Origin of the sequence: Corynebacterium amycolatum SK46 (assembly GCF_000173655.1) — a bacterium.
Classification (GTDB): Bacteria; Actinomycetota; Actinomycetes; order Mycobacteriales; family Mycobacteriaceae; genus Corynebacterium; species Corynebacterium amycolatum_A.
The window spans coordinates 97,448-110,524 of record NZ_ABZU01000001.1; the positions used below are offsets into that span (position 1 = coordinate 97,448).

Consider the following 13,077-nt stretch of genomic DNA (forward strand, 5'->3'; position numbering starts at 1 on the left):
AATCAAGTTATGGTCGTTGTTTCAGTCCACATACTTGGCCTTCTCGGAACCGCACAGCATCTTGCCGTTAGCTCCTTGTAACTGCTTGTGGACCGCAGTCACAGCCGACGGGTTACTTTACCAGTTAATTGGCCTTAGCCAAAATGGCCTCGGTGTCAGCGACATCCTGGTTCATCCGGTCAATGAGCTCCTCGACCGAGTCGAACTTCTCCATTCCGCGAATCCGGTCGACAAACTCAACCTGCCCGGCGGTGCCGTAGAGGTCCGCATGACGGTCAATCACGTAGGCCTCGACCGTTCGATCAGTGTCTCCAAAGGTCACATTAGTGCCCACCGACACGGCCGCTGGGTAGCGCACCCCAAACTCGATATCGCCCTTCGGATCCGGCTCCGGACGGGCTGCCGTCGGCTGAGCCGTGAACCATGCCGCGTAGACACCATCAGCCGGGATTGCCAGGCCCTCAGCGAAGTCAATATTGGCAGTCGGAAAACCCAGCTGCGCTCCCCCACGCCCCTGACCTGGAATAACATCACCATCGACACGGTGGAAGTACCCGAGACACGAGGCGGCTGCGGACACCGCTCCGTCGGCAAGCAAACCGCGAATGCGTGTCGACGAAACACGTTCGGTCGAGTCCGCGGCAGTGACGTCGAGGAGGTCGACGATGGTGACGTCGACCCCACACTTACGGCCGTGCTCCGGCAAAGTTTCGGCAGTACCCGAAGCTTTCTGACCATAGGTGAAGTTCTGGCCAACAAAGACCGCCTGTGCATTCAGCTTGTCGCGCACAACGGTGCGGACAAAGTCCTCAGCGGGGATACTGGAGAAGGTCTTGTCAAAGGGCACGACGAGCATGACATCAATTCCCTCCGCCTCTGCCAGCTCGGCACGACGGGACACGGTGGACAGTGCCGGCGGCACCTTATCCGGGGCAAACAGCGCTACGGGGTTGGGATCGAAAGTCATCAACAGCGATTTCACGCCACGAGCGCGAGCGTCACTGACCGCAGCAGCTATCAGGCGCTTATGTCCTAGATGAATACCATCGAACACTCCGATGGTTACGACCGTGTCCCCCAGGTCTTCGGGTGCATTGTCCAAACCATACCAAATCTCCACAGAGAGCCAGTGTAACTGGTCACCGTTTAACACACCGCATATAGCGCAACATAGGATTGCGTCTATGACCGACTTCGATCCGATTGCAGACTCCGGCATTGTCATCGTGGACAAGCCTCAAGGCTGGACAAGCCACGATGTAGTGGGCAAACTCCGTCGAATCTTCCGCACCAAGAAGGTCGGCCACTCCGGCACCCTCGACCCAATGGCCACCGGTGTGCTCGTCCTCGGCATCGGCCGCGGCACACGTTTCCTGCCGCATGTTCACGCCGACACGAAGTCCTACCGTGCGACTATTCGTCTTGGCGCAGCCACGCTTACCGACGACGCCGAAGGCGAGTTGCTCTCCGAATCCTCGGCGGCATCGGTGACCGACGAGATGATCCGGGAGAAAATTACTGATTTCACCGGCACTATTATGCAGAAACCTGCGGCGGTATCCGCGGTGAAGATTGACGGTGTCCGCGCCTACGAGCGCATCCGCCGTGGTGAGAAGGTCGATATCCCTGCGCGCCCGGTGACAATCACCCGTTATGAGGTTCTGGACATCCGCCATGACTCCGATACCTCCCGTCCCGGGGAGTGCATCGATATTGACGTGGAGGTCGACTGCTCTGCCGGCACGTTCATCCGCGCCTTAGCTCGTGACTTGGGGGATGCACTGGGGGTCGGTGGTCATCTCACCGCGCTGCGACGTACTGCCGCAGGCGTTTTCACTATTGATGAGGCATTGACTATCGATGAGCTCACGGCGAAAGCCGAGCAGTTCGACACCGCCAATCCAGAAATTGCTGAGATGCGACGCCCAATCCCCGACCGCGCCGCTTCCTTGCTGCCGATGAGTCTGGACGAGGCCTGCTTGCGTTGCTTTGATACCCGCGAAATTACGGAACAGCAGGCGGCTGATTTGGCTCAGGGCAAGTGGCTTGAGCCAATCGGAAAACCTGGAGTCTATGCGGCGGTGTCACCAACGGGAAAGGTTCCGGCGCTGCTAACAGAATCTGGCAAACGGGCTAAGACGGTCTTCGTGGTGCGCCCGGCCACGCTGTGACTACCTCTCAAGGCTTTTTAAGGCTGCTCGAGCCACACCGCGGTGACAACGACGCCTGCACCGCGACCCCAGAAGCCCTGTACTCCGAGGAAGGCGTCGGGAATCTCACGGTGAAACGTTAGCTGTAAAGGTCCGCCTTCGAGTCCTCGAGAAAAACCTCGCGCTGCTATCCGTTTCTTCCTCGGTTGCACGGAGACTTCGTCGAAGTCTAGCCACTGCCCGACCATCGGCTCCCAGAGTTTGTACATTGATTCCTTGGCGCTAAATTGCACCAGCGGATCCAAGCGAGCTTCATCAGTGCGCAAGACTGCATCGATTATTCCTAACTCTAGAGTCTGCTCGACCTCGACATCGATGCCAATCCCCTGCAGCTGTTCAGCGCTCGCGGACACGGCTGCCACGGCCCCGTCGCAGTGGCTAATTGACCCCACGACTCCTCGCGGCCACAGCGGCGCTCCGGTGGTCGACATGCCAATCCCACCTGGGGCAGACTCTCCTAGCCGTTGCAACGTCTCATGCGCAGCGAGGCGCCCTCGGGTGAAATCACGGATTCGAGCAGGTACTGCACTATCAGGCAGCCTCAATTCAGCACTACGGAGCTGCTGCAATTCCGCATCACTAAAAGGACGCTCGGCATTGGAGTCAATAACCAGCCGGCTACCGGCGGGTAAATGCCCGGCCAGGTACTCCTGAACGTCGGCAAGCACACTCATGCGCTGACGCCGTACCATTTCTCTCCACGGAAACGAGTAGCGACAAAGATGAGTCGCAGAATCATGAAGGCCAAGAGACCGCACCACACGCCAGTCAGCCCCCAGCCAAATGCCTGCGCCAACCAGACCGGTGGGAGGAATCCGCACAGGACCGCGCTAACGGTGGCGTTACGGAGGAAAGCTGCGTCGCCGGCGCCGAGCAACACGCCATCGAGCGCAAAGACGACACCGCCGATAGGAATCATTGCGACAAGAATCCACCATGGTCCGGCGGTGACTGCGTCAATCACGCCTGTGGCGTCGGTAAAAATGCGGACGATGCTGCCATTACCCACTGCGAAGACAGCCGCTAGGCCGAGGGCAATGACGCTCGACCAGACAGTAACGCGCTTGCCAGTCCGGCGGGCAACGGCCGTTGAGCTACCTCCCAACGCTGCACCAACGAGCGTCTGTGCAGCAATCGCTAGCGAGTCGAGCACCAACGAGATCAGATTCCACAGCTGCAGCATGACCTGGTGCCCACCGAGCGTGGTCGGCCCAACGCGACCGGCAACCGCTGCGGCAGAGAGGAACGCTACCTGGAAGGACAAGGAGCGAACGATGAGATCGCGGCCGAGGACCAGCTGGCTTTTGATAATGGCGCCATTCGGGCGCATGGGGAGCTTGCGGTTAGAGCACTCTTTGAAAAGTCTGCGGAGGAACAGCCCGCCGGTAATCAATTCGCCGAAGAGAACGGCCATCGCCGAGCCTTCGAGACCGACGGCGCGGACCAGCGGCACAATCACAATGGCGGCCGGAACAAGGCCTGAGAGCACATATAGCAGCGGCGCGCGGGTGTTTTGGATACCGCGCAGCCAACCATTTCCAGCCTGCGCAATCAACGTCAGCGGAATGGCGAAAGCAGCAACTCGCAACCATTGCCCGGCATCATGAGCGACCTCCGGATGAGGAGCTAACCAACCGGTAAATACCGGTGCCAACCCCACGATGATGGCAAAGAGACCAAGGCCCACAAAGACGGCGACCCACGTCGCTTGCAGTCCCTCTTCGACCGCCTCGTCCACGTTGCCTCTGCCAAAGGCTCGCGCTGATCGGGCGGTCGTGCCGTAAGCCAAGAAAGTAAGCTGCGTAGTTACCACGGAAAATACCGTCGAACCAGCGGCAAGCGCCGCAAGCTGGACGGCTCCGAGCCGACCGATGACAGCCGTATCCAGCAGCACATAGAGTGCGGGCGCGGCAAGAACGCCCAACGCTGGTAGCGCCAGCGAAACGATTGCGCGAAGGCTGACATCTGACTTCGCACTGTGCCCAGTTCGCTCTATGTCAGTTTTCTCAATCTCAGTGCGCTTCTTGGTTTTTCGCGAGTCCGACAATCCCCTAGGCCTCGCTCGTGCCTCGTCGTACCTGGGCTGCGACATCGCTGGTGTCCAGGAGGGCCTGCAGCAGCTCATCCTTGCTGCACTCGCGAGTCAGACCGGCGGCACGCTCGTGGCCACCGCCGCCGATTTCCAGGGCGACCTGGGAGACATCGACAAGCTCTCGAGAACGCAGCGAGACCGCCCACTGGCCTGGCTCATACTCCTTAAGTACAGCACAGACGTCGGCCGCATTAGTCGTACGCACAATGTCCACGACCGATTCAATCTCATCGTGGCCAACTTCGGCGGTCTGGTCGTGCTCAATGACGACGTGGATTAGGCCAGCGCCGTCGCCCCACTCGGGCACCAATGTCGCGGTGGAAAGCACCTTGCCCAGGAACGGCAGGTAGGCAAACGGATGCTCTTCCAGCAGCTGTGCACCAATCGTGCGCGGATCGAGCCCCTTATCCAGCAGGCGCGCCGCTGCAGTGTGCATGCGAGAACGGCCGAACTGGAACGACGCGGTATCCGTCAGCAGCCCGGCGTAGAGAGCATGAGCCATCGGCGTGGTCAGCTTGATACCCCAGACACCGAAGAAGTCCAGGAGCACCATGGTCGAGGACTCTGCCAGTTCATCAACCATATTGACGGCCCCAAAGCGAGTGTTGGTCGCGTGATGGTCAACATTGATAACGCGATCGGAGGCCATCACGCGATCTTCCAGCGCACCGAGGCGCCCCGGGCTTGCGCAGTCGACAGTCACCCACGTGTCAATGTCTTCATCCAAGTCCGTGTATTCGACAAATCGCTCCCAGCCGGGAATAGTCAGCAGCGATTTAGCTGGCAAATCGCTCTCACCGTAGCTGGCGACAGCCGAAATGCCACGCTGTACAAGAGCCATGACCATCGCAGATGCAGCGCCAATCGCATCCGCATCGGGGTGAACATGGGCAATGACGCCGACTTTCTTAGCGTCGGCAAGCATATCCTGCATCTGCTGAATCGGCTTGGACATGCGGCGATTAATCGCCTGGGAAAGCTGGTGAGCTGCCTGCTCCTGAGCCTGCGGAGAAGTGGTCACGTGGGTGCCCCTTTCATCGATAGATGTGGCCGGTGGAGAGTTTTACTCCTCGTCGCGGTATGGGTTGACATCGCCTGCGGGCTTTGCGTTTCTAGCCTGCTCAGCCAATTCCGCGTCGCGCGCGCGAGTCTTATCGAGCAGCTCCTCAAGGTGCGCGGAAATCTCCGGCACCGTGTCAACCTCAAAAGCCAGCGTCGGTGTGTAGCGCACACCGGTGCCACGACCGACCAGGGAACGCAGCTGCCCCTTCGCCTTTTCCAGCGCTGCTGCGGCCGACTCGTAGTCCGGTTCCTCGTCGAGCGTACGTCCGCGCACAGTGTAGAAAACTGTGGCGTCGTGCAAATCGCCGGTGACGCGGCAGTCGGTGATAGTCACAAACTCCAGCCGCCGGTCCTTAATCTCACGCTCAATTGCACTGGCGACAATCTCCTGAATACGCTTGGACAGCCTGCGCGCGCGTGCTGGATCTGCCATTTTTGGCTACTCCCTATCTATCTATACCTGTGCGTAACGATTCGTAGCTAGACCCCATATAGCGTGGAGCCTGAGGCGCCCCTTCGCTGACAAAGACCCATTTGGGATCCGGCAAAACGGTTCAATACAAAGGACTGCTAATACTAACACGCAAAACACTACTCAACTTCGAACCGTATATTTCGCGACTTCGCCTGAGCCCGTCTACCGGGTGCAGTCACTTGCTTCGCCGCACGCTTGCCCTTTGTTCATACCCCATGAATCATCACGACAACACTGCCGCCACCGTCGATACCATCGACGGCATGGGGAGTCGCTACTACGGAATTGCGCAGCTGAAACGCGGCCTACCCAGTACGCTCTTAACCGCGCTCCACGAAGTTGTACATCGGTAACCCATTAATATGAGAGCAGTCAGGCAGTGAATCCATCACGCTGTCCTGCAACGGTGTTTCTCCCTCGATGCCGAAAATCCATTTAACCGCAGCATTACCTAGATCCAGCGGATGGAAAAGGTAACTTACCTCACCGTTTCTATCCTTGGGCGCCACACTGCCATGGGTTTGTTCCCATTCAGCCACATCCGTCGGATGAAGTACCTCGACGTGTTCACCGTTAGCGAACGGTACCTCGAAATCCAACAGTCTTCCAGAGCTGAAAAACCGCTGCATGTCAAAATCATAGTCTTCGCAGCTTGCTCCTAATTCCCTGGTAGGAGTCTTGTAGTGGCAGAAATCGACAACACTATTGATGCACAGTGACCAACTTTCGCGAGGATCGTTCGCCAACGCTGGGTCCTCAATAAGGTCGTATACGTCGTCGGTCCCGAAAAGCAGCGTTGGCCCAAACGCTACTGCGTGGAAGTACCAATTATGACCATCCTCAATAGTTTCTTCGGAATCAAAGGCGAATCTCCCTGGCCAAATCTTGTCCAATTGCGCAAGCGTCTCCTCTGCGCTCGCAGGAGGATAATTCAAAATACTCGTTCGCGGCAGTTCATCCGAGAGTGCAAAGAGATTAGTTTTGAAGCCCATAACGAACACGATACGCAAAAAGGCGCTCCCCGAAGGGAGCGCCTTATCAAAGTTCACGCAGTGTTTAGCTTACGTTGCTACGTGCGCGGAACCTCGACCATCTCGTAGACCTCGATAACGTCGTCCACCTGGATGTCCGGGTAAGACAGCACCATACCGCACTCGTAACCGGCTGCGACCTCGGTAGCATCGTCCTTCTCTCGCTTCAGCGACTCGATAGTCGCCGAATCCGTAATGACGTTGCCGTCACGAACCAGGCGAGCCTTCGCGTTGCGGCGGACCTTGCCGGACTCGACCATACAGCCGGCGATCAGGCCAACTGCGGAGGACTTGAAAATGGCGCGAATCTCTGCACGACCAATCTCCTTCTCCTCGTAGACCGGCTTGAGCATGCCCTTCAGAGCAGACTCGACATCCTCGATAGCACGGTAAATCACCGTGTAGTAGCGGATGTCAACGCCCTCAGCGTTGGCAACCTCGGTGGCCTTGCCCTCGGAGCGAACGTTGAAGCCGATGATGACGGCGTCAGACGCAGCAGCCAGCGTGACGTTGGTCTGAGTAACAGCACCGACACCACGGTCGATGATGTTCAGCGCGACCTCGTCGTCGACCTCGATCTTGAGCAGGGCTTCTTCCAGTGCCTCGACGGTACCGGCGTTGTCGCCCTTCAGAATCAGGTTGAGGGTGTTGGTCTCCTTCAGGATCTCGTCCAAATTCTCCAGGGAGACGCGCTTGCGACGACGTGCCTGCAGTGCATTACGACGACGTGCGTCGCGGCGGTCTGCAATCTGGCGGGCCGTACGATCCTCGTCAACAACCAGGAGGTTGTCACCAGCACCCGGTACGGAGGTCAGGCCGAGCACCTGAACCGGACGGGAAGGACCGGCCTCATCGACATCGTTGCCGTACTCATCGACCATGCGGCGAACACGACCATATGCGTCACCGACAACGATGGAGTCACCGACGCGCAACGTACCGCGCTGAACGATAACGGTTGCCACCGGACCACGGCCGCGGTCAAGGTGAGCCTCGATGGCGACACCCTGAGCGTCCATATCCGGGTTGGCGCGCAGATCCAACGAAGCGTCGGCAGTCAACAGCACTGCTTCGAGAAGCTGATCGATGTTGAGGCCCTGCTTAGCGGAGATATCGACGAACATAGTGTCGCCGCCCCACTCTTCGTCAGTGAGACCGTATTCAGTCAGCTGACCACGAATCTTCTGCGGATCTGCAGTTTCCTTATCAATCTTGTTGACTGCAACGACAATCGGCACATCAGCGGCCTTGGCGTGGTTAATAGCCTCAACCGTCTGCGGCATGACGCCGTCATCAGCTGCGACAACCAGAATCGCGATATCGGTCGACTTGGCACCACGAGCACGCATGGCGGTAAACGCCTCGTGACCCGGGGTATCCAAGAAGGTAACCTTGCGCTTCTCGCCTTCGAGCTCCACCGGCACCTGGTAGGCACCGATGTGCTGGGTAATACCACCGGACTCGTGGCCACCGACGTTGGCCTTACGAATCGTGTCCAACAGGCGCGTCTTACCGTGGTCGACGTGACCCATCACAGTTACCACTGGCGGGCGCTGTTCCAGGTCCTCATCGTCGCCCTCATCCTCACCGAATTGGAGGTCGAAGGACTCAAGCAGTTCGCGGTCCTCATCCTCAGGCGAAACAACCTGGACCTTGTAGTCCATCTCGTCACCGAGCAGCTGCAGGGTCTCGTCGGACACCGATGCAGTTGCCGTAACCATTTCACCGAGGTTGAACAATGCCTGAACCAGTGCTGCGGCATCGGCATTAATCTTCTCAGCGAAGTCGGAAAGCGATGCGCCGCGTGCGAGGCGAATGGTCTTGCCCTTACCGTTAGGCAGCTTAACGCCGCCCACCACGGATGGTGCCTGCATTGCCTCGTACTCGTTGCGCTTCTGGCGCTTCGACTTCCGCCCGCGACGCGGGGCGCCTCCTGGTCGCCCGAATGCACCTGCGGTTCCACCACGACGTCCGCCGCGACCACCGCGCGGTCCGCCACCCGGGCCGCGACCACGGCCGCCGAAGCCACCGCCACCGCCGCCGCGGCTTGCCTTTGCAGGCATCTGCCCCGGGTTCGGGTGCGAAGGCATCATTGCCGGAGTCGGACGATTGCCGCTTGGCTTATTACCGCGTCCCTGTCCCCCCTGCGGGCGAGGGCCACCCTGGCGTCCACCCGGCTTCGGGCCCGGACGGCCGTTTCCACCCTGCGGGCGAGGGCCACCCTGGCGTCCACCCGGCTTCGGGCCCGGACGGCCGTTTCCACCCTGCGGACGCGGCATGTTGGACGGCCGCGGTGCCGGACGGGAGGATCCGCCGGTCGAGAATGGGTTGTTCGCCACACGCGGTGCGCGTGCGCCTGGCTTCGGCCCCGGCTTCGGGCCAGCAGGCTTCGGCGGACGTGGCATTTCCTGTCCCGGCTTCGGCGAACGGGACGGTGCAGCTGGCTTGGCACCTGGTTTTGCTGCCGCTGGTGCAGCAGGTTTAGCGCCTGGCTTTGCAGCTGGCTTGGCACCCGGTTTTGCTGCCGCTGGTGCAGCAGGCTTGGCACCTGGCTTTGCTGCTGGCTTGGCACCAGGCTTTGCAGCAGGTTTAGCACCCGGCTTTGCAGCAGGCTTGGCACCAGGCTTAGCTGCTGGCTTGGCACCAGGCTTTGCAGCAGGCTTAGCTGCAGCCTTGGTCGCTGGGGTCTGTGCGGACGCGTCAGCACCTGCGCCAGCATTCTTCTCTTCGTAGACCTTCTTCATCTTCCTGACGACGGGTGGTTCCACCGTCGAAGAAGCGGTCTTAACAAACTCGCCCTGAGCCTTTAGCTCGGCGAGTAGTTCTTTGCTGGTGACCCCGAGCTGCTTAGCGAGCTCATGGACACGTAGCTTTCCGGACACTGCTCTCCTCACTAGTGGGGGCCGAGCAGCGCCCGATGGCGGATTCGTCCGCGCACCGAGAGCGCCTGCAGGGCTCCCTCTTATCTATTGCCGTTCATCGCTGATGCTTCATCGTGTGCTCATCAGTGTTCAGGTCTTTCTGTTGTCATTTTTCCTGCCTCCCTGCTTAGCGACACGCGCATCGTCAGCGGGGGCGAAACCCTCCGCCGCTTCGTAGTGCGTGGCGATAAACTGTTTAACCGGAAACGCATCTACCTGCGTAGATACCTTCAGTGCGCGGCCAAATGCACGGCGCTTGTCGGCGATCTCCCAAGCTTTTAGTGTTGGGGTAATCCAGGCACCTCGTCCCTGCATCCGACGATGCGGATCAGCAACGACAGCTACTGAGCCATCTGAACGGGTGGTAGCGACAATGCGCAGCAGCTCCGAGCAATTGCGGCGCTGCTTAGTTGCAATACAGGTACGTGTGGGTGCAGGTGTATGAGTTGTCGAATTCGGGTTTAGCACCCGCGAAGTCGTCATACTCCTGACGCACCCACCTTCCTGCTAAGAAATTCAGCGCGAAAATTCGCATAGGAAAATCACGCCTTGTCGTTTGGCCACCTCCCAGCATAACCCGAAAAGGCGGAAAAGTGCCAACCCCCTAGGCACTTTCCCGCCGTTTTCGCAACCGCTGGGACGCTGACGTTGCGTCTACTCCGCGTCGGAGTGGATATCGATTCGCCAGCCGGTCAGACGAGCCGCCAAACGGGCATTCTGTCCCTCCTTGCCGATAGCAAGAGAGAGCTGGTAGTCGGGCACCACAACGTGTGCACGTCGCTCATCCATGTCCAAAATCTTGACACTAACTACCTTGGCTGGCGCCAGCGAGTTACCAACGAACTTCGCCGGATCCTCGTCGTAGTCGATGATGTCAATCTTCTCGCCCTTGAGCTCATTCATAATCGAGCTCACACGCTGACCACGAGGCCCAATGCAGGCGCCCTTAGCGTTAAGGCCCTTGACCGTGGGCCGTACAGCAACCTTGGTGCGGTGACCAGCCTCGCGTGCGATCGAAATCAATTCCACTGCCCCATCGGCAACTTCCGGAATTTCAAGTTCGAAGAGCTTACGAATGAGCTCCGGGTGCGTGCGCGACAGATGAATCGCAACACCCCGCGGCGTCTTGTTCACACCGACGACGTAGCACTTGATGCGGTCACCGTGCTTGAGTTCCTCACCCGGCAGCTGCTCAGCCGGCATCAGAATACCGTCGCGACCATTGGCCTCCGAACCGATGTGGACGACGACAATACCCTTTTCATTGGCATAGACATCACGCTGGACCACGCCGGAAATGACCTGGTTAGACAGGTCTGCGTATTCGTCGAGAACCTTGTCGCTCTCGGCATCCCGCAGACGCGAAAGGATGGTCTGACGAACAGCGAATGCAGCGGTACGCTCAAAGTCCTCCGGAGTGTCGTCCCATTCGGAGATGAGATTGCCCTCGTCGTCTCGCTCCTGGGCAAAGACTATGACGTCACCGGTCTCACGGTCGATTTCGACGCGCGCATACTGTGCCGGTGCGGTGGTATTACGGTAGCTTTCACGCAATGCCCGGGCGACCAGTCCCAGCATTTCGTCGACAGGAATGCCCTTTTCCTTCTCCAAGGTTCGCAGGGCAGCTAGTTCAATCTTCACTTGTTATCCTCCAGCCTGGTCAAGGCATCGTCATAGTCTAGTCCCGCAAAATCTTTCTCAGCTGCGGGCGGATTAGAGAATTCAACTTGTACCACTGCACGGGCCACATTGGTTAATTGGACACGCTGACCAACAGCCTTCAAACGCCCCTTTGGCCCTTTAGAGGTAACTAGAATGATGGATTCTTCATCCGGCGACAGCGCACCGATGCGGGCTGCAATCGCGGAACCGTCGGCAAGCGAAATCTCCGCAATACGACCACGGTTACGACGCCAGTGCCGAGGCTGAGTCAGCGGTGCGTCAATACCTGGAGTGGAAACTTCCAAGGTGTAGCCCTGAGCACCGAAGTCGGCTTCACCACGTGCCTCCGCGGCATCCAGAGCCGAAGATACTTCATGCGTGGCCTGTTCCAGAACATCGAGGTCAGGACGCTCATCTGCATCAATCAACACAATGACCTGTGACTTAGCGCCGGCGCGAACGACCTTGACATCTTCAACATCCAGGCCGATTTGTGCGAGCGCCGGGCTCACAAACTGTTCAATTTTCTCGGGTGCGGGTATCGCCATAGTCGTAGAGTCTACAGGTCAAGTACTCGTAACCGCGCACTTGGGCACTTTCCCCACACCGCATTGACACAAAGTGCCGCCCGCCGTGGCACCATAGTGAGGTGATTGTTGAACCTCCCGCCCCTAGTTCTGCTTCCGCAGCGCGTCGCACTCGTACTCTCTCGCGCCGTGGCTTCCTCGCTGCCGCCCTCGCCGTGGGATCACTGCCCGCGCTCTCCGCGTGCTCGCATCTGGTGGCACCACGCCCGGATTACGCCATTGAGGTTCTCCACGCGCTCGCGGCGCGCGATGCACATTCGCTTAACGACGCCAATCCGGACCTCGCTGCCGTACGCTCCGCGCAGGTGACCGAGCTAGATGCGGAAATCACGCGTGCCTGCGGTACCCGCAAGGATGGCAAGTCTGTCGAGGAGTGTCGTTCCGACGTCGCGGTCCCTGGTTCCCTGATTGCCGGCGCCGACGCGAAGCTGCTGCTCACGGACTCACGGAACAGTCCCATACTGACGAAGGCCCTGGATTCACGCACTGCATTGCGGGAAGAGCACACTGCGCGCCTTGCCACGGCTGTCGATGGTGGTATCGTCCTCGCCCTGCGTGCTGCGGGCGCTGAGTGGGAGGAGCTCGTCCCATTGATTCCCAGTGACAGGGATGAAATCTCGGGTGCCGAAGAGCAGATGACTAAGGCACTGCAAGCCGAATACATGATGATTTACGGCGTCGGCGTAGCCGCACCACGTGTCGGAGGCGATACCACTACTGCGCTTTTGGCCCGTGGCGAGCGCCACCGAATTTTGCGCGATCGTGTCCGACTTATTTTGGAGGATTCCGACGTTGAGGTGCCGGAGAGCGCACCTGGCTATATGCCGGAAGGTGCTCCTTCGCCAGATACGGCACCCGTCGATTACATGATCGCGTTGGAGCGCTATTGCGCCCAGGCGTGGGAAGACGTATTGCTCGCTGCTAATAACCCTGGGATGCGTATGTTCGCGCTGCAGGCAGCTGGCGTAGCTGCCGCCGGAGCGGCAGCGCTAGGTGGCAACAACTTAGAGCCACTGCCGGGACTCTAACGCTGCCGA

General features: G+C 59.2%; 12 protein-coding genes. 2 read left to right on the forward strand and 10 right to left on the reverse strand.

Going from position 1 to position 13,077, the window contains the following annotated elements; translation table 11 throughout:
* Window positions 1-124 precede the first annotated feature (124 nt).
* On the reverse strand, window positions 125-1,120 hold the full coding sequence (locus tag CORAM0001_RS00420) for a bifunctional riboflavin kinase/FAD synthetase (RefSeq protein WP_005509467.1): 996 nt from the start codon (window positions 1,118-1,120) through the stop codon (window positions 125-127).
* A 64-nt stretch (window positions 1,121-1,184) separates the two neighbouring features.
* Here CORAM0001_RS00420 and truB point away from each other — a divergent pair, with 64 nt between their 5' ends.
* Window positions 1,185-2,171 (forward strand): tRNA pseudouridine(55) synthase TruB, encoded by a 987-nt coding sequence (truB, locus tag CORAM0001_RS00425; protein ID WP_005509310.1) that lies wholly within the window; start codon window positions 1,185-1,187, stop codon window positions 2,169-2,171.
* Between the two features lie 17 nt (window positions 2,172-2,188).
* Here truB and CORAM0001_RS00430 read toward each other — a convergent pair whose 3' ends face one another.
* From CORAM0001_RS00430 to rimP, 9 genes are all read right to left on the reverse strand, one after another.
* Entirely contained in the window at window positions 2,189-2,902 is a 714-nt protein-coding gene (locus tag CORAM0001_RS00430) for a 4'-phosphopantetheinyl transferase family protein (RefSeq protein ID WP_005509543.1), read from the reverse strand.
* The gene (locus CORAM0001_RS00435) at window positions 2,881-4,257 is read right to left on the reverse strand and encodes an MATE family efflux transporter (protein ID WP_005509419.1); all 1,377 of its coding nucleotides are present in this window, start codon (window positions 4,255-4,257) and stop codon (window positions 2,881-2,883) included. The genes CORAM0001_RS00430 and CORAM0001_RS00435 overlap by 22 nt, the downstream gene beginning before the upstream one ends.
* Before the next feature lie 4 nt (window positions 4,258-4,261).
* On the reverse strand, window positions 4,262-5,323 hold the full coding sequence (locus CORAM0001_RS00440; RefSeq protein ID WP_005509569.1) for a DHH family phosphoesterase: 1,062 nt from the start codon (window positions 5,321-5,323) through the stop codon (window positions 4,262-4,264).
* A 42-nt stretch (window positions 5,324-5,365) separates the two neighbouring features.
* Entirely contained in the window at window positions 5,366-5,797 is a 432-nt protein-coding gene (gene rbfA, locus CORAM0001_RS00445) for a 30S ribosome-binding factor RbfA (RefSeq protein ID WP_005509635.1), read from the reverse strand.
* 362 nt (window positions 5,798-6,159) lie between these two features.
* Window positions 6,160-6,888, reverse strand: a complete 729-nt coding sequence (locus CORAM0001_RS00450; RefSeq protein ID WP_081451073.1) for a hypothetical protein — start codon at window positions 6,886-6,888, stop codon at window positions 6,160-6,162.
* Window positions 6,889-6,908: 20 nt separating this feature from the next.
* Window positions 6,909-9,752 carry a translation initiation factor IF-2 gene (gene infB / locus CORAM0001_RS00455; RefSeq protein ID WP_005509673.1) on the reverse strand — a complete coding sequence of 948 codons (2,844 nt, stop codon included), beginning with the start codon at window positions 9,750-9,752 and terminating at the stop codon, window positions 6,909-6,911.
* Between the two features lie 129 nt (window positions 9,753-9,881).
* The gene (locus tag CORAM0001_RS00460; protein ID WP_005509324.1) at window positions 9,882-10,274 is read right to left on the reverse strand and encodes a YlxR family protein; all 393 of its coding nucleotides are present in this window, start codon (window positions 10,272-10,274) and stop codon (window positions 9,882-9,884) included.
* Window positions 10,275-10,445: 171 nt separating this feature from the next.
* The gene (gene nusA / locus CORAM0001_RS00465; RefSeq protein WP_005509434.1) at window positions 10,446-11,432 is read right to left on the reverse strand and encodes a transcription termination factor NusA; all 987 of its coding nucleotides are present in this window, start codon (window positions 11,430-11,432) and stop codon (window positions 10,446-10,448) included.
* Complete coding sequence (gene rimP / locus CORAM0001_RS00470) at window positions 11,429-12,001, reverse strand: ribosome maturation factor RimP (protein WP_005509582.1); 573 nt, start codon at window positions 11,999-12,001, stop codon at window positions 11,429-11,431. The genes nusA and rimP overlap by 4 nt, the downstream gene beginning before the upstream one ends.
* 101 nt (window positions 12,002-12,102) lie before the next feature.
* Here rimP and CORAM0001_RS00475 point away from each other — a divergent pair, with 101 nt between their 5' ends.
* Window positions 12,103-13,068 (forward strand): DUF4439 domain-containing protein, encoded by a 966-nt coding sequence (locus tag CORAM0001_RS00475; protein ID WP_005509689.1) that lies wholly within the window; start codon window positions 12,103-12,105, stop codon window positions 13,066-13,068.
* The last annotated feature ends 9 nt before the right edge of the window (window positions 13,069-13,077 follow it).

Coding starts and splice junctions, on each gene's coding strand:
- truB (WP_005509310.1), top strand. CDS start 1,185: ATGACCGACTTCGATCCGATTGCAGACTCCGGCATTGTCATCGTGGAC.
- CORAM0001_RS00430 (WP_005509543.1), bottom strand. CDS start 2,902: ATGGTACGGCGTCAGCGCATGAGTGTGCTTGCCGACGTTCAGGAGTAC.
- rbfA (WP_005509635.1), bottom strand. CDS start 5,797: ATGGCAGATCCAGCACGCGCGCGCAGGCTGTCCAAGCGTATTCAGGAG.
- CORAM0001_RS00460 (WP_005509324.1), bottom strand. CDS start 10,274: ATGACGACTTCGCGGGTGCTAAACCCGAATTCGACAACTCATACACCT.
- rimP (WP_005509582.1), bottom strand. CDS start 12,001: ATGGCGATACCCGCACCCGAGAAAATTGAACAGTTTGTGAGCCCGGCG.